This window comes from Bacillus sp. FSL W8-0629 (assembly GCF_038593225.1).
GTDB classification, from domain to species: domain Bacteria; phylum Bacillota; class Bacilli; order Bacillales; family Bacillaceae; genus Bacillus; species Bacillus altitudinis.
This window is the reverse complement of record NZ_CP151975.1, coordinates 1742282-1757921: the sequence shown is the minus strand read 5'-3', so window position 1 is coordinate 1757921 and position 15640 is coordinate 1742282. Positions and strand designations below refer to the sequence as shown.

17 protein-coding genes and 1 pseudogene are annotated in these 15640 nt (G+C 40.4%); 5 read left to right on the top strand and 13 right to left on the bottom strand.

Going from position 1 to position 15640, the window contains the following annotated elements; translation table 11 throughout:
- Nucleotides 1–123: 123 nt before the first annotated feature.
- From NSQ17_RS08930 to NSQ17_RS08920, 3 genes are all read right to left on the bottom strand, one after another.
- The gene (locus tag NSQ17_RS08930; protein ID WP_342468036.1) at nt 124–975 is read right to left on the bottom strand and encodes an SDR family oxidoreductase; all 852 of its coding nucleotides are present in this window, start codon (nt 973–975) and stop codon (nt 124–126) included.
- A 134-nt stretch (nt 976–1109) separates the two neighbouring features.
- Nucleotides 1110–1523, bottom strand: coding sequence for an Rrf2 family transcriptional regulator (locus NSQ17_RS08925; RefSeq protein ID WP_259254351.1), 414 nt, complete (start codon nt 1521–1523; stop codon nt 1110–1112).
- Between the two features lie 48 nt (nt 1524–1571).
- Complete coding sequence (locus NSQ17_RS08920; RefSeq protein ID WP_051404169.1) at nt 1572–2045, bottom strand: VOC family protein; 474 nt, start codon at nt 2043–2045, stop codon at nt 1572–1574.
- A gap of 159 nt (nt 2046–2204) precedes the next feature.
- Between NSQ17_RS08920 and NSQ17_RS08915 the strand changes: the two genes are divergently transcribed.
- On the top strand, nt 2205–2648 hold the full coding sequence (locus NSQ17_RS08915) for a DUF2188 domain-containing protein (RefSeq protein ID WP_007499382.1): 444 nt from the start codon (nt 2205–2207) through the stop codon (nt 2646–2648).
- 28 nt (nt 2649–2676) lie between these two features.
- Here NSQ17_RS08915 and NSQ17_RS08910 read toward each other — a convergent pair whose 3' ends face one another.
- A complete protein-coding gene (locus NSQ17_RS08910) occupies nt 2677–3525 on the bottom strand; it encodes a Ku protein (protein ID WP_007499384.1) in 849 nt (282 codons plus the stop codon).
- A gap of 115 nt (nt 3526–3640) precedes the next feature.
- On the opposite strand from NSQ17_RS08910, the gene NSQ17_RS08905 reads away from it, so the two are divergent.
- On the top strand, nt 3641–5506 hold the full coding sequence (locus NSQ17_RS08905; RefSeq protein ID WP_342468035.1) for a DNA ligase D: 1866 nt from the start codon (nt 3641–3643) through the stop codon (nt 5504–5506).
- A 34-nt stretch (nt 5507–5540) separates the two neighbouring features.
- Complete coding sequence (locus NSQ17_RS08900) at nt 5541–6236, top strand: YoaK family protein (RefSeq protein WP_008343947.1); 696 nt, start codon at nt 5541–5543, stop codon at nt 6234–6236.
- A 39-nt stretch (nt 6237–6275) separates the two neighbouring features.
- Here the strand turns inward: NSQ17_RS08900 and NSQ17_RS08895 are convergent, their stop codons facing one another.
- The 5 genes from NSQ17_RS08895 to NSQ17_RS08875 form a co-directional block, all read right to left on the bottom strand.
- Nucleotides 6276–6497, bottom strand: a complete 222-nt coding sequence (locus tag NSQ17_RS08895) for a hypothetical protein (protein WP_024719106.1) — start codon at nt 6495–6497, stop codon at nt 6276–6278.
- A 462-nt stretch (nt 6498–6959) separates the two neighbouring features.
- Complete coding sequence (locus tag NSQ17_RS08890) at nt 6960–8072, bottom strand: tetratricopeptide repeat protein (RefSeq protein ID WP_056703282.1); 1113 nt, start codon at nt 8070–8072, stop codon at nt 6960–6962.
- A gap of 244 nt (nt 8073–8316) precedes the next feature.
- The gene (locus NSQ17_RS08885) at nt 8317–9273 is read right to left on the bottom strand and encodes a collagen-like protein (RefSeq protein WP_342468034.1); all 957 of its coding nucleotides are present in this window, start codon (nt 9271–9273) and stop codon (nt 8317–8319) included.
- Nucleotides 9274–9317: 44 nt separating this feature from the next.
- On the bottom strand, nt 9318–9662 hold the full coding sequence (locus NSQ17_RS08880; protein WP_008343952.1) for an S-Ena type endospore appendage: 345 nt from the start codon (nt 9660–9662) through the stop codon (nt 9318–9320).
- A gap of 74 nt (nt 9663–9736) precedes the next feature.
- Entirely contained in the window at nt 9737–10390 is a 654-nt protein-coding gene (locus tag NSQ17_RS08875; protein ID WP_024720419.1) for a CotZ-related putative spore coat protein, read from the bottom strand.
- A gap of 385 nt (nt 10391–10775) precedes the next feature.
- Between NSQ17_RS08875 and NSQ17_RS08870 the strand changes: the two genes are divergently transcribed.
- On the top strand, nt 10776–11147 hold the full coding sequence (locus NSQ17_RS08870) for an iron chaperone (protein ID WP_017357912.1): 372 nt from the start codon (nt 10776–10778) through the stop codon (nt 11145–11147).
- Between the two features lie 58 nt (nt 11148–11205).
- Here the strand turns inward: NSQ17_RS08870 and NSQ17_RS08865 are convergent, their stop codons facing one another.
- The gene (locus NSQ17_RS08865; protein WP_047946250.1) at nt 11206–11787 is read right to left on the bottom strand and encodes an undecaprenyl-diphosphatase; all 582 of its coding nucleotides are present in this window, start codon (nt 11785–11787) and stop codon (nt 11206–11208) included.
- A 140-nt stretch (nt 11788–11927) separates the two neighbouring features.
- Nucleotides 11928–12470 carry a GNAT family N-acetyltransferase gene (locus NSQ17_RS08860; protein WP_058337299.1) on the bottom strand — a complete coding sequence of 181 codons (543 nt, stop codon included), beginning with the start codon at nt 12468–12470 and terminating at the stop codon, nt 11928–11930.
- Nucleotides 12471–12656: 186 nt separating this feature from the next.
- On the opposite strand from NSQ17_RS08860, the pseudogene NSQ17_RS08855 reads away from it, so the two are divergent.
- Nucleotides 12657–13123, top strand: a pseudogene (locus NSQ17_RS08855) (macro domain-containing protein).
- A gap of 69 nt (nt 13124–13192) precedes the next feature.
- Here NSQ17_RS08855 and NSQ17_RS08850 read toward each other — a convergent pair.
- Both NSQ17_RS08850 and NSQ17_RS08845 read right to left on the bottom strand, forming a co-directional pair.
- Complete coding sequence (locus NSQ17_RS08850) at nt 13193–13675, bottom strand: TIGR01741 family protein (protein WP_342468033.1); 483 nt, start codon at nt 13673–13675, stop codon at nt 13193–13195.
- Nucleotides 13676–13680: 5 nt separating this feature from the next.
- On the bottom strand, nt 13681–15606 hold the full coding sequence (locus NSQ17_RS08845) for a T7SS effector LXG polymorphic toxin (RefSeq protein ID WP_342468032.1): 1926 nt from the start codon (nt 15604–15606) through the stop codon (nt 13681–13683).
- Between the last annotated feature and the right edge of the window lie 34 nt (nt 15607–15640).

Below are 15640 nucleotides of genomic sequence, written 5' to 3'. Positions count from 1 at the left end.
ACCTTCATTTCATTTTAATCCCAAATTTCTGAAATTTCAACGAACGGATTTGTCTAAAATTTGGACATCATGCTTGTGAAGGTACATGAAAAAACGCCCTTTTTACAGGGCGTTTTGACATGTTTATTTTGAAATCATTTCACGTATTCCGTCTTCAAGAGGTGTTAAAGAACGGCCTAATAGTTTTTCGAAATCATGGCTTTCGACTGCTAATGCCCCATCGCGAATTCCGCTTTGCATCGCTTTGACAAATGGAACAGCTTCTTTCGGTACACCATTTGACGCTAAAAATTCTCCAAATGTATCTACACCCATGTGTTCTACTTTGATTTCTTTCCCGCTCACATTGCTAACCATTTGTGCAAGTTCAGTGTGTGTGCGAAGCGGTCCTGACAATTCATAGATTTCCTGATCATGTGCCGGCAGTGTTAACGCATTTGCTGCTGCTTCTGCATAGTCATTTCTTGTCGCCCAGCCGACTTTACCTTCACCAATTGGGCTGATAAACGGCGCTCCGTTGACTGATGCCAGAATCGTATCTTTTTCATTTTCCACATACCAATTGTTTCTTAAAAAAACATGAGGAATGCCAGAAGCCAAAATCGCTTCTTCTGTTTTTGCATGGTCATGTGCTAGGTTAAGCTGACTTTCTCTTGCATTGACAACACTTGTATAAGCAATAAATGATACATTCGCTGCTTTCGCTGCTTCGATGGCATTTAGATGCTGCTTCACTCGTTCTCCATCCCCAGACGAAATGATCAAAAGACGGTCAATCCCTTGAAACGCTGATTGAAGTGTATCCGGCTGTGTGAAGTCTCCTTTGCGCACATCCACCCCAGCTTCCTTTAGATGTACTGCTTTTTGCGGATCTCGAACACTGACCGCAATTTGTTCAGCTGGCACTTTCGCGAGCAAATGTTTGACGACGAGCGATCCAAGTTGTCCTGTTGCACCTGTCACTAATAATGTCATTGATTTGACCTCCTCATTTTTCGTTCAACGGTGATGTTCCTGAATGAAACAGCTTGTTTCTTACATCATAGCATTCGTTATAATCAAAATGGTTACAACGAATGGGTAAAAAAAGCTCTATGTATGAGCTTTTTCTACTCCGCCTCGATTAATAATTGCTTAATTGTCACTTGTTTAAGGTGATGCTCAAGTGCGGACTGTGCTTCTTTAAGTTCTTGCCGCAGTCTCGTATCCATGGCTTGACCAATTGAACATGCAATGACTGGTTGATGAAAGTTAAATAACTCTTCATCTGCGCTTACATCCACAGCCTGGTACACATCTAGTAGAGTAATGTCCTCTGCCGGCCTTTTTAAGGAAGCACCGCCAACTCCTCGGCGAATCTCAATGAGATCCGCCTTTTTGAGCATAGCCATCATTTTTCTGATAATGACTGGATTTGAATTGACACTTTCTGCAATAAAATCCCCTGTGCACTCTTTTGAAACACCCGCAATAAAAGATAAGATATGAACAGCAATGGTATACCTGCTGCTAATTTGTTTCACATTCCTTCACCACCGTTGTAATCAATATAGTTACAATGAGCGGTTTTGTCAATCAATAAACGGATTTTTCTTTCTTTCCCAATCTTCAAATGTCATCATCTCATGATGTTCTGCTGCATCAATTTCTAGCGGTGCAATACATTCAAGCAGATTTCCATCGGGATCAAGAAAATAAATGGCGGCATGAAATTGTGGTGGATTATCAAGTACTAAAGGCTGTTGCTCTTCCGAAAAGCCAAACATCGGATGTATGCTGATCCCTTTTTCTATCAGCCATTCTTTGATCTGGTCAAGGCTGGATGTTTCTATTTGGAAGGCCACATGTCGCGTCGCTGGGTGATATGGAACAGTGGACATATCAACCTTCCAAAGGCCGAGCCAGCTCTTTCCTTTCTCAATCCATAAAAAGGCCACTCGTTCATTTTCATGAGCAAGCGTTAATTCCAATTTTTCAAAAAAAGAAATGGATGCCTTCAAATCACTCACAGGTAAATGTGCTTCATACAAGCCTTTCATCATCATTTCAATCACTCCTTTACTATCTTCTATTGTGCAGGAATTGAAAACATTCTTCCTCAGCAAAACGATGTATTTCAACCAAGCCATTGGATTGAGATGGTGAAATGTTTGATCCATTGCATATGGGGGAAGGTGTTCAAATAAAAGAAAGGAGCGTTCAATATGCCTTGGACAATGGAAGATTATCCAGCTTCATTCCAATCACTAGACAAAGTCATTCGAAAAAAAGCACTTGAGATTGCCAACAAAATGGTGCAGGAAGGCTATGAAGAAGGTAGAGCGATTCCAATTGCGATCAATCAAGCGAAAGAGTGGAAAAAGAATGCGACGGAAAAAGAAATGGAGGACTTTCACTCTCATGGTTCTGTGACTCCTTCTAAGAAAAGCAGCTCTGCACGACCTGAGCTCATGGATCATGCGCAGCATGTCGTGAAACATGATGAAGGCTGGGCGGTTCAAACTGAAAAAGCGAAGCGTGCAAGTGAGGTAAAAGAAACGAAACAGGAAGCCATCGACCGCGCGAAAGAGATTTCATCTAAAAAAGGAACAGCAGTTGTCATCCACCGAACAGACGGGACGATTCAGGATGTGGTGAAGCCAAAATAAGACCGCCCTTTGGCGAGCGGTCTTTTCTTTATGCATTCTTTTCTTTTTTAGCGGGTGCTTTTCTTTTCTTAGGTGCTGCTTTTTTCGTTTTTTCAGGTTTTGATCGATCGATAGAAGCCTGCAAAGCGGCCATCAAATCGGTGACATTGGATGAAGCCTCTTTTTTACCTGTCGTTGCTGGTTGAACGGTATGTTCTCCAGAGATTTTGTCTCCAATTACATTCATCAGCTGCTCTCTGTATTCATCGCGATAAGCGGCTGGATCGAATGTGGTGGTCAGCTGCTCAATTAAAAGGAGTGCTGTATCCAACTCTTTCTTCACGATATTTTCCTCTTGCGGGATATTCGGGACATCTGATACTTGCCTAATTTCGTCAGGGAAATGAATGGTTTCCATTAGTAAAATATGTTCGTAGCACCTAACAATCGCTAATTGCTCCTTTGAGCGAATCATGATCTTGGCTACACCGATTTTCCCTGATTCTTGTAACGCTTTTCTTAATAATGAATAAGCCTTTGCTCCGCCGGTATCTGGAGATAGAAAATAACTTCTTTCATAATAGATGGGGTCGATCTCTTCTATCTTCACAAAATCAATGATTTCGACGGCTTTTTCTTCATTTTCTTTTCTCAGCCTTTCGAGTTCTTCCTCATCCAATTCAATGAATTTATTTTTGGCATACTCGTACGCTTTTACAATTTGCTCTGGCGCTACCTCCTCGCCGCAGTTAGCACAAACCTTTTTGTAGTTAATCGGCGTATGGCATTCTTTATGAAGCTGTCTTAATTTAATATCTTTGTTTTCTGTAGCGGTAAACAGCTTGACTGGAATATTCACCAGTCCGAAGCTAATGCCACCCTTCCATACTGTATGCATCGTAACGCCTCCGTTCTTTTCTCCTTACTATGTAATGTTTTCATCAGAGTTATGTATGTTTATGAAAATTTCATCCCACTCTAAGAACACATGATGTAAGGGAGTGAAAAACACAATGAAACCGATGCGTTTAACGTCTGCACATGATATTCCTGTTGGAGCAGACTGGCTGTATGAATTAAAATATGACGGCTTCAGGGCCATTCTTATTTGGGAAAAAGACACCATCCATTTAGAGAGCAGAGCCGGAAAGCGATTAAATGAACAATTTCCTGAAGTCATTGATCAGTGCCAGCAACTAACAAAGCAGCTTGCACCTTTTTTACCGCTGACCCTAGATGGAGAATTGGTCTTTTTACTGAGTGAACAAGAAAGCGACTTTACAAAGGTTCAGCAAAGAGGCCGCCTGAAAAACACAGAAACCATTCAACGCCAGGCTAAGCGGTTTCCATGTCATTTGATTGCATTTGATCTATTGAGATTTAAAGGGAAATCCCTCGTTGATTTACCGCTGATTGAAAGAAAAGCTGAGCTGCATGAGGTGTTCCAAGAAGCAAATCTTCCTCCCTCCGTTCAGCTGAATCACCCCTCTCTTCTTCAAATCATCCAAACCGATAGCAGCCCTGATGACATGAAAAAAATCATGCTGACCTATTTAGCGGAAGGATTAGTTGCTAAAAAGAAGATGAGTAAATGGCAGGAGCATACCCGCTCGAAAGAATGGCTCAAAATCAAAAATTGGCGGTATGTATCTGTCATCGTGACTCGTTTTGATAAAGACAATGGCTATTTTCAAGGATGTCTTTATCAAGAAACGAATCTCATAAAGGTTGTCCAATTTAAGCATGGTTTTTCTAAAGAAGAAGAACAAACCCTGCGCACCTTATTTCTAACGAAAGGTCAAATGACTGGAGCATCACATTATGAAATCCCACCATCCATTGTCGCAAAGATTGCCTGTATCTCTTTTGATGGATCAGCCTTACGAGAGCCCCGGTTTTCTTCGTTTTTATTCGATGCAGACCCAGCAACGTGTACCTTTCAACACATGCTCAAACAGCTTTATCCGCTCCCAGCTTTGATTGACGTCACCCACCCAGAGAAACCGGTTGTACCTGCCCTTCATATCACAAAGGCAGATTACTTACTTTATTTGAGGCAAGCCGCTCCCTATTTATTACCCTTTTTACGTGAAAGACGTCTTACGTTAATACGCTTTCCTCATGGCACTGGTGGAGAATCTTTTTATCAAAAGGCAACGCCCGATTATGCGCCTGATTTTGTTGAGACAGATCAAGCACACGATATTACTTACACAATCTGTAATGATCCTGACACGTTGCTTTGGCTTGGTAACCAGCTGGCGATGGAATTTCATATTCCTTTTGAAACGAGAGATACAGAGCGGCCTGTAGAAATTGTATTTGATTTAGATCCGCCTTCTGTTAAAGCGTTTCACCTAGCAATAGAAGCAGCCAAACGAATCAAGGTCATTTTAGATGGACTCTTTCTCACCGCATTTATTAAAACAAGTGGTGGAAAAGGGCTACAAGTTTATATCCCATTGAAGAAAAATGCCTTCACATATGAACAAACTAGACAATTCACTGCGTTCATCTGCCAATTTTTATGTGAACAAGCACCCGAGCTGTTTACGCTAGAGCGTCTAAAGAAAAACCGCGGCAACCGTTTATATTTAGACTACCTTCAACATGATGCTGGAAAAACAATCATCGCCCCGTATTCCCCGAGAGGAAACGAGCTCGGACTTGTTGCAACACCGATTGAATGGGAAGAATTAAATAGTGAAGAATGTCACCCTTCTTTATTTACGATGCCGGCTGTTATGAAACGTCTAAAGGAAAAAGGCGACCCATTCCGGCAAATGAGGCACCATGTGAATGATGATTCTTTTCGACAAGTTTTATATCAGCTGCAGGACATGTTACCAGCTCATAAAATGGACATACGCGGTCATTAAGCGTTACACTTATTCATTAGAGAGAAAGAAAGGGATGACCATTTTGACCGCACACTCAATACGAAACATTGCCCTGATGTTCTTATGTCTTACCGCAGGAATAGTGGATGTTATCGGCTATTTAAGCCTAGGACATGTGTTTACAGCAAATATGACGGGCAATATTGTACTGCTTGGCATTGCAGCAGGCAGTTCATTGCAGTTAACCGCTCTTCATTCCATCACGGCACTTAGCGGATTTGTTTTAGGTGTTTTACTAGCTGTTGTCATAGGTGGAAAACAAGAAAAAACATTTTGGCCAAAAGCCGTTACACGCATCTTTATCATAGAAGTCATCATCTTGCTTCTATTTGCTCTTATGACCATTTTTCCTTATACGCAAGGTGCTTATTTTATGCTGATTATCCTTTTAAGTATGGCGATGGGCATGCAAACGGCGGCCGCACGCAAATTAAATGTCGCTGGCATTTCTACAACAGTTTTAACGAGTACACTTGCTAACTTATTTGAAGATTTGGCGCAACGCTTATCAAATCGGGAAAAAAGAAAAGCCCCTATTCAACATGTGAGCTTGCTGCGAATCGGTTCTATTGTCTTTTACTGCCTAGGAGCTGCTTTAGCTGCGTATACAGATGCTTACGATCCGTTTATCATCATTTGGCTGCCTATTTGCATCCTAGGGGTTATTGTGATCACAGCTACATTTAAGCACTTTCACCAATTGAAATAGCCAATCTTAGATGGCTATTTCAATCACTGTGATGAAACATTAATAACTTCTTACATAAAAACCAGGAGGACGCCCCATAATGAATGTGGAGCCATATGGAGAATATCCAGAAAACGTCCCGAACCCCCCATATCCAGGGTAACCTCCTAAGCCCGAAAACACGCCAGGGCTCACATAATACCCGCCAAAGCCAATATGAGGTCCCACTGCTCCGCCGCTAAAACCGCCGCCATGAAAGCCTCCATACACCCGTGAATCCATACAATCACCTGCCTTCAACTTACACCTCATCTCATCATATGCGTGACAAATGGAGCGGTGTTCCCTCTTTTGTAACAATTTCTATGTACAATAGACCAATTTGATGAAATTTGAATGAAAAGTCCTGCAAAAAATTAAATTAAGCAAAGAAAGGTGACCTTTTTAACTTGTTGCTCTGCCCAATGTTTATTTAGAATAATGGAGCAGGTAACAAATTTGCACACCCCCTTTGTTGCGAATTCTTCTTATTAAACGTTCTTGCAGCGTTTAATAAGAAGAGCCTATTTTCACCCATATAAAAAACCCTTGCTGATCATCATCAACAAGGGCGAGATATGATTGGGTGATTAACCACCAATGATTTTTTCTGCTACTTCGAAAGAACCCGCTACATTTTCAGTTAAAACAGCCGCAGCGACCGCTAACCCTACAACGAATAATACTTTTAATCCTGTTTTCATCTTATATCAACCCCATTCTTTTCATATGTAAATCCGCTTCTAAACTTTTATTCAAGTAAAAAACAGACTGCTCATAAAGTGCTTGCTTTTCACAATACTTTGCAGCAAAGTGAGAAAGCTCTTTCACTTCATGATATTCATTCTTTTCTTCTAACTTTCTTAATTTCTCATTAATTTGCTGAAATCTTTGTGGTACATTCGTTAAGTAAAGATCATGTACGATGCCTATTTTGAGCTGAAACACTTCATGAGAAGCTTCTTTCATTCGGGCATATGCAGCCTCTATATACTGGCTTGCACGTTGCTTTTCACCAATCACACAGAGTTCCCGGCTGATCAGATACGTAGAATGGAAAAAGAAATCTGAATCATAATACTCTTGATGAGACAATGCTTTTTCAAGATGTCGTATAGATTCTTTCGGTTTATTCCAAAATGAATATAAAATGGCCACATTATGGTGGTGCTGAGCCAGCATAAAATCATCCTGTTCGCTAGTCAACACCTCTTCCGCTAAACGATAATTCTCAAGCGCTTCTTCGTACCTGCCAATCTCTGTAAGGTTGGCTGCAATAAGAGAATATGAAAGTGCAGTTCTTCTTTCATAGTGCTTGTGACGCTTATAGACGTGTAGAGCCCTACGAATATAACTTAATGAAAGCATAATATGACTCAGGCGATAGTAAAGCCACGCGACCTTAAAATCAAAATCAGCGCGTTCGATTTCACTTGGAATTTTATCTAAGAGCTTTTCCGCACTTTGATACATCTGTAATGCAACCTCATAATTCCCCTGATGCTGTTCATACACACCCTCATAAAAATCAAAATAATAAGCAAGGCGATTAGACAAATCATCATCTTTTTTCCCATAATGGCCTTCTATACTTTTCGTTGAAACATTGCCTTTTTGCCCTCTTAAATTGTACATCAAAATATGATGCCTTTTCTCTAGAAGAGAATAATACATGAGGATGTCAGCATCATCAATTTCCTCTACTGCCTGTTTCGCTTTAGCAAATAGCCGTTCTGCCTCATCTGCATGATCTTTTTTGATTTCCATGTTCCAGTCATTTAATAGTGATGCCAATTCCGCCACAGGAACTTTGCTCATTCTACACCCCCAATCACCTTCAGCTACACCACATGATTTCACTAAATATGGAACTTCTATTAGCAATTGCTAATTCGTCCATTTGACATCATTTTAATATGAATCACTTGAATCTTCAATAACCGATTCCTTTGTTATTGCGTTTCTTTCTCCTAGTCAATGATGTATACACTAAAAATTCCGTCTTTTTTCTACTAAAGGACACGGTTGAATTGAAAAAAAGCCCTTATTGGGCTTTTTGGATTTATTCCAATCTGATAATGGTTAATGCCGCTCCAACAGATCCCCCGCCAAGTAATACTACGGTTGCGACTAAACCGAATATTTGAAGAGAAATTTGATTCCCTGCTGCAAGTGTTGTAATGAGAGATACATTGTAGGTAGATGTAGATAAAGCAGGTGTTAAAATAGACCCTGCTATGGGTGTTCCGTTGTTAATCACCCTTGTTCCTGCCAGAAGTGCAGCGCTTGTATTTACTTGATACGTGATAAAATACCGCCCTGAAACAGGTACAGTAAACACCGTATTACCACCACTTACGGTAAATCCATCTAAACTTTGGTTATTAGGCAGCGTCACTGCCGTTCCGCCTAAAACAACCAGCACCGTACTTCCCGACGTATTGGATGCGTACATCGAGTTAGTTGTTAAACTAGTACCGGTTGGACCTGTGTCACCTGTTGCTCCGGTTGAGCCAGTTACTCCCGTTGGACCTGTGGCTCCAGTTGCACCGGTTACTCCTGTTGAACCTGTGGCACCAGTTGTGCCTGTGGCTCCCGTTGGGCCAGTTACTCCTGTTGAACCTGTGGCTCCCGTTGGACCCGTCGAGCCGGTTGCGCCGGTTACTCCTGTTGAACCCGTGGCTCCAGTTGCACCGGTTACTCCTGTTGAACCTGTGGCTCCCGTTGGACCCGTCGAGCCGGTTGCGCCGGTTACTCCTGTTGAACCCGTGGCTCCAGTTGTCCCTGTTGCGCCAGTTACTCCCGTTGGACCTGTGGCTCCAGTTGGACCCGTTGCACCGGTTGGACCTGTGACTCCAGTTGTGCCCGTTGCACCGGTTGGACCTGTGGCTCCAGTTGGGCCAGTTACTCCTGTTGAACCCGTGGCTCCAGTTGTCCCTGTTGCGCCAGTTACTCCCGTTGGACCTGTGGCTCCAGTCGGGCCGGTTATTCCTCCACACATATTAAGTTGGGCGCACATGTCTCTCACTACTTTCAAACTGTGGAATCTTCAAGACATACACACTAATACTGATAATTGAGAGAAAACGAAACGACAATACTTCCAGTCGAGGTTCCACCAGTAGCTAAAATCCCAATCGAGTTCAGATCACTGAGCGTAATGGATCGACTCTCTCCTGGAGGTACCGTGAAATCAGGAACAGCTGTACCGTTTACCTCTAAAGCCACAGTAGGTGCTACAGCCACAATCCCATTGTTTTCCACCATGATGGTTCCGTTTATGACATAAGGTGTTCCATCTGTCCAGACGACAACTGCATCAGCTGCTGCTGCTAAATCAAGTGTGAAGCATACTGCATCATTTACAAAGCCCGCTTGTTCATTACTACATCCGCCTAAAATAGCCATTTTAACCCTCCTTCAACCTAGTCTTGATAGACTATGATCCATTGATATTGGATGATTGTGCGATTATCACAGCTTCAAAGCTTTATTTTTCTTCTTTGCACCATGTTGATTTGCATGTCTAATCGTGCTTGCACATTTTCAGTTGATGGAGATTTCAAGATAAATTTCACATCTTTCACAGTAATCGCACGACTTTCTCCTTTTTGGACAAGAAGATCATAACAAAATGTACCAGTGTGAATCCTAATTGCGACTGGTACATCCTGATGATCTTGATGATGCAACACAACAGTTGCCGTATTGAGAAATTTTGTTCCATTCCGCCATACTTCCACCGAACTGGGCGTTGTGGAAAAACAAAGAAAGATGTGGTGAGATTCTATGTTTTTTAAAATAAGCGCATCATATACAGGAAGCTCTACTTCAATGATTCCACATAAAAAAGAAAGATCTACAAGAATTTTCGAACTGGATCGATACAAAACTTTTTGACAGCATGTTGATCTATTGCAACACGGTACAAGAAGTTCCAACACCACACAATTCTGCTTTTCATTGATAGAACTCAAAGAAAAATAGCAAGTCTTAAACACACTTCTTTCAAAAAACACCCATGAGTAAAAAGGTTCCCCATCTTCCATGGTGAGCAAAAAGGGAGAACTCATCGAACGTTTGTGAGTAAAGCCTTCTAATTTTGTTTGATTGTTTATCTCTTTTAGTTTACTCATCAACAGGTTTGTCACTTACAATCAGCCCAATTCCATGCTGTATACATAACTATATGGTCTTTTATCATATGTGCCTTTGACTATTTTGTGCGATTGGATTAGATGATGAGCATAGCTTTTCATTTTTCAAGTTTCTCTATATAATATGAACAAGAACTTTCCGTGCCTCAGTAGCTCTAGAAGGGAAGAGCGCCGTAAAACAATTGTAGCTAGCGGGTCGCAAGGCAAGGGTTTCAGAAGCACCGAAAAGCAAATGAGCTGAGACAGGTGAAACTCCTGTCGGTGAAATTCCGTAGGGAAGCGTGTTGCCCCCTAGCCTATGCTTACGAAAGGAGTGCGGGTTCGAATCCCGTCTGAGGCTTGATGAATATGGAGGGTGAAAACAATGCAGGTTTTTGAAGAATATGTAAGCAATATCGGTCATCCAGAGCTGAAACAGCGCATGCAAGACATCTTACAATGGATTTCAGACACATTCCCTCAATTAGAGCCAAGAATTGCTTGGAATCAGCCCATGTTCACAGATCATGGCACATTTATTATCGGATTTAGCGTCGCAAAACACCACATTTCTGTCGCACCAGAAGGAAAAGGGATTGATCACTTTTCAGCAGATATTGTACAAGCTGGTTATGACCATGGAAAAAAGATGTTTCGGATGAAGGAAAGCTTACCGATTGACTATCCTCTGCTAAAAAAAATCATCGAATTTAACATTGAAGACAAAGCAGATTGTACTACATTTTGGCGAAAGTAATAAACACCCCGATCTGATGTCATAACAGATTGGGGTGTTTTTTCGTGGGATTTACATTCTATTTGGTTCTCTCTCCTGCCCATTTCTGCTCCACCCATTCATAGCACGACAGAAGCAGGCTAACGCCCTTTTGGAATAGCGGCAAATAAACAACGGTTACCGCCGTTAAACAGGCGATCATAGCACCTACCAACACATCAAATGGATAATGAACACCTACCCAAATCCTTGAAAAGCCTACAGCGCAGGCAATGAAAAGCCAATAAATACGACGCTTGTGGAAAAGCCAAAAGACTATACAAATGGAAAAAATAAAAATGGTGTGATCACTCGGAAAAGAGTTGTTCACTTCCTTTTCGATTAAAAGATTGACTTGATTCAATTCTGCAAAGGGCTGTTGATTGGAATAAAAGAGCCCAGCGACTTTCCCTAACATCTCTGCCAAGATAAAGGTCAACCCAGCAGATATCATCATCCATCTGTTTCTTCTGCTCCGATTTTGAAACCACATGATCAAAAACATGATCGCAATGAACATCACTGAATATTCAGCCAATCCAATAAGAACTGGATTTAAGACATCGTGATTCATACTAAGTTGATTAATCGACCGAAATACCCGTTCATTAAACTCCTGCATCTCATTTCATTCCTTTTGCTTCGTTTAGGAAAAGGATAAATGAAAAAAGAAGCCCGTGACATCGATCGAGCGAACAAAATAAAGGGATCATCTCACATTTTTGTCACTTCGTTGTCATCCGGATACAAAGAAACAAAGCACTATTTAGAATGAAACTGCTCCCATTCTTTTTTCAGCAAAGCATATTGATAGGTGTTTTCATATTTAGGGGTGCCATCCTCATTTGTAGTAAATGAAACAAACTCAAGAAAGAGGCCTTCTTTCCTCATGCCTAAACGCTCACATAATGTTTGAGATCGATCATTGTCATCTTCTACATATGCATATAAGCGCCTTGCTCCTTGATTGACAAATAGATATGACAAGAGAGCTTCTGCACTTTCACGGGCATATCCCTTCCCTTCATATAACGCATGAAAATTCCAGCCAATTGAATACGTGTCAGGCTCATCTTTTAAATGAAACAGTTCACCGATAATCAACTGACTTTCTTTTAAACAAATCGCCATATAAGAGTGATCTGCTTTTCTTTTTTGCACCTTAGCGACCGCTTCTTCTAATGTAGAGATTTGATCATCCAGAAAACAATTTACTCTTGGATGAGATAAGTATGCAAGCATTCCAGGTGCATCTTCATCGCGAAATGGTCTAAGAATTAACCGTTTTGTTTCTATTTTATCCATAAGGGTCTCCTTACTATTTCTTCTTTATCTTTCACTATTTTAGATGTCATGGACTGTTTTTGATCATTTGATCGCATGGACGTATCCATTTTTCAAACTCCAAGCGCTTTTTGTAATGAAATAATGTCATCAAAACTGATATAATAGAACATAAGTTTGCATTTTATTGAAAAGGGATGACTTGAAATGATCAAAACGGTAGAAGGCAATATCTTAGACGCAGAAGAAGATATCATCTGTCACCAAGTGAATTGTAAGGGTGTCATGGGAGCAGGATTAGCAAAGCAAAGCAAATCAAAAGCAAATACCCAAATGTGTATAAAGACTATAAACGTTTATGTGCAGAACAAGGAGATGACTTATTAAGCTCCGTCCAGCTCATCACAACAAACGACGGAAAAACCATTGCCAACTTATTCGCTCAAGTTGGATACGGAAGAAAAACAAAACAAACAGATGACGACGCATTACGCAGCTGCTTTGAACATCTAAAACAGACAGTGACAAATCCAAATGAAGAGAACCCCCTTCATTCTATCGCCATTCCTTATGGGATCGGCTGCGGCTTGGCAGGTGGCGATTGGACGGTTGTTCGAGAGATGATAGAAGAGGTCCTTGGTGAGTGTGAAGTGACGGTTTATCGGTTTAAATAAGTAAAATGAGAAATTCTTATGAAACTAATATTACAAAAACCCTCCTTCATTTATTTGGAGGGTCATTTGCTATTTTCTATTTTCTTCTTTATTTTTCAAATAATCTAGCACAGCTTCTTTATCTTTCTCATCTTCTGGTAAAAACCCGAACGTTTTATACTCCCATACGGCTCTTCTCTGGATACCATAAAGCCCTATAGATAAAATATCTTCATAGCCATAATCAATCGAGAATTTCCCTGTTTTATCTAATTGTAGGGTAGCTGTTGTCCAAGCACCTAAATCATTTTGTATATATGCTTTTTTCAATTCTTCAAAAGTTTTACTTAGTTCGTATAATGAATGAATGTATGTTGACTTACTTACATTATATTTAAGTGGAATTTCATGTCCATAAACATACTCTTCACTATTAGTCTCGTTGAAACAAAATGTAATTCCAGCCGAATCATCAAGGATTTCTGCATACATCCAAACTTTATCCCAATCATATGGTATTAATTCATTAATTGATTCTGCTATCTTTTTATAATAGTGTTCTATTGATTCCATTATCTTTAACCTCCAGGTTGATTCTTGATAAATTCTTGAACATAACTTTTTCCTACTTTATATTCCACAAAAAAACTATCAGGTCTTAGCAAATCACCTTGATAAATAGGCTCAATACTTACCTCTACATGTTTAGGTGGAATCTCTTTGAGTGCAGCCAACCATTCCTGCTCCATGTTATACCATTTCCCGCCACTACGATTAATCTGGGAATTCATCGGAAGTAGGTTATCAATATCCCCAGACCCTTTAAAAATAGATGCAATTAAATGCCCTCCATCATCATCCAGTAATCGATCCGGCTTTCCTGAATTGGATTGAGCATATTGGTTTCTTTTCATCTCTCCATATTTTAAATCACTTGCTTCTACTTTGACAATGCGACCATAGTGATCTGTTGTGTAGGTGTAACCTTGCTTTGTTGAATAAACGACATTCGGTTTTAATACCTTTTTGCGTTTCCAGCGCACATAGTGCTCTCCGTAACTGACAACGGTCGGTGGTGATTTGGGTGCTGGTAATCTTCTGCCTGTCTGAGAGATACCGTATCCTGAGTTGTTGTCTAGACGCTTTGCCATGGAGATGAGTTTATTTTTGAGATTTTCTCCGTCAAACACGTTATAAGGGAGTTTCCCTCCACCTGATAGTTGAAACTTTGGTGAGTATGGCAATAGATTCGGAATGGTGACGTTACCGATTGATTTTGCCCCTTGTTCAAGGCCTTTCTTCACTGTTGTTTTGGCAGCTGTTGTCCCTGTTTTTGTGATGGCTCCTGCCCCTTTAGAACCAAAGACAATTTCTGCAAGAGAACCTGTCGCATAGGCGAACCAGTGTGACCGTGAATACGCGTCACCATTTATGACTTCTTTTTGGAATGAGTCTGAAATCGATTTTCCAATCGCTTTCGATGTTTCAATTGGATGTGAAACAGCCGTTACGACCGATTCAACGGCACCTCCAGGATCTGTCACAAGATCGTAGATACCAACTACTGTATCTTTTGCTACATCATATAGACCCACTGCAGCACCTTTTACACTATCAACGAATACCTCCGATGCTTCTTCCTGTGCTTTGATTTGGAGAAGCTGGCTGTAATACATTTTTTGATCATATGTGAGATTCTCATAACCGATCTCATCTACAATCTCAAAGTACTTCGCTTCTGATAGACACGAAGGATCATTGAGTTTTTCTTTCAATTCTTTGATTCTTCGTTTTTCTTTTTCTTCTTTTTTCACCTTTAAATAGGCTTTCACCTGTGCATCGATTTTATCATGGTTCTTGTACACATCTGTCTCATGAAATGCTTTTGCATCATAATACATTGGCTGCGCATTCTTTCCTTTTCCAGTAGCAGCCATCATCTTTGCATAAAAAGTGTTGAGGTGGTTCTCAACCGCTTCTGACTTTGCGTATTCCGTTTTTAAATCATTGTCTATTTGATGTAAAACTTCAATGGTCTCTTTTCTTTTTTTGTTCGCATCGTCTAAATGTTCATTGACCTCTTTACTTGAAAATGTATGTAATTCAATTAAATCACTAATATCATCAAAAATAGTGGAAAGTGCCTCTTTTTGTTCTTTGACCATATCTTTATTGTTCTGAATCCCTTGTTTCAATTGAGTGTCTAAAAAGTGCTCATCAATAAAAGTACTCCCGCCTAATGATTCATCATCAAGCTTTCCTTTGACTCCATCTAAAAAAGCCTTTTGCATATCGATAAAATCAAGATAAGCGTCTGTGTACAGCGCAAGGTCCTCATAAAAAGATTTGATATTGTCTGCACCTTTTCCAGTAAATTCATCACCTAACCCTGACACACTTTTTAATGCTTTTTTCACAAGTTTCATTTCTTCTTGAAGCTCATGATAGGCCTTTGATCTCTGTTCTACAGCTGATAGTAAAGATGGAGCATCTAATATTTTCATATAAAAAAGACTCCTTTTATGGAATATTCTTTTA

Excerpts from the sequence above, each read along its gene's own strand:
- NSQ17_RS08930 (WP_342468036.1), bottom strand. The coding sequence starts at position 975 with ATGACATTATTAGTGACAGGTGCAACAGGACAACTTGGATCGCTCGTC.
- NSQ17_RS08920 (WP_051404169.1), bottom strand. The coding sequence starts at position 2,045 with ATGATGATGAAAGGCTTGTATGAAGCACATTTACCTGTGAGTGATTTG.
- NSQ17_RS08915 (WP_007499382.1), top strand. The coding sequence starts at position 2,205 with ATGCCTTGGACAATGGAAGATTATCCAGCTTCATTCCAATCACTAGAC.
- NSQ17_RS08910 (WP_007499384.1), bottom strand. The coding sequence starts at position 3,525 with ATGCATACAGTATGGAAGGGTGGCATTAGCTTCGGACTGGTGAATATT.
- NSQ17_RS08905 (WP_342468035.1), top strand. The coding sequence starts at position 3,641 with ATGAAACCGATGCGTTTAACGTCTGCACATGATATTCCTGTTGGAGCA.
- NSQ17_RS08900 (WP_008343947.1), top strand. The coding sequence starts at position 5,541 with ATGACCATTTTGACCGCACACTCAATACGAAACATTGCCCTGATGTTC.
- NSQ17_RS08895 (WP_024719106.1), bottom strand. The coding sequence starts at position 6,497 with ATGGATTCACGGGTGTATGGAGGCTTTCATGGCGGCGGTTTTAGCGGC.
- NSQ17_RS08890 (WP_056703282.1), bottom strand. The coding sequence starts at position 8,072 with ATGAGCAAAGTTCCTGTGGCGGAATTGGCATCACTATTAAATGACTGG.
- NSQ17_RS08885 (WP_342468034.1), bottom strand. The coding sequence starts at position 9,273 with ATGTGCGCCCAACTTAATATGTGTGGAGGAATAACCGGCCCGACTGGA.
- NSQ17_RS08880 (WP_008343952.1), bottom strand. The coding sequence starts at position 9,662 with ATGGCTATTTTAGGCGGATGTAGTAATGAACAAGCGGGCTTTGTAAAT.
- NSQ17_RS08875 (WP_024720419.1), bottom strand. The coding sequence starts at position 10,390 with ATGAGTAAACTAAAAGAGATAAACAATCAAACAAAATTAGAAGGCTTT.
- NSQ17_RS08870 (WP_017357912.1), top strand. The coding sequence starts at position 10,776 with ATGCAGGTTTTTGAAGAATATGTAAGCAATATCGGTCATCCAGAGCTG.
- NSQ17_RS08865 (WP_047946250.1), bottom strand. The coding sequence starts at position 11,787 with ATGCAGGAGTTTAATGAACGGGTATTTCGGTCGATTAATCAACTTAGT.
- NSQ17_RS08860 (WP_058337299.1), bottom strand. The coding sequence starts at position 12,470 with ATGGATAAAATAGAAACAAAACGGTTAATTCTTAGACCATTTCGCGAT.
- NSQ17_RS08850 (WP_342468033.1), bottom strand. The coding sequence starts at position 13,675 with ATGGAATCAATAGAACACTATTATAAAAAGATAGCAGAATCAATTAAT.
- NSQ17_RS08845 (WP_342468032.1), bottom strand. The coding sequence starts at position 15,606 with ATGAAAATATTAGATGCTCCATCTTTACTATCAGCTGTAGAACAGAGA.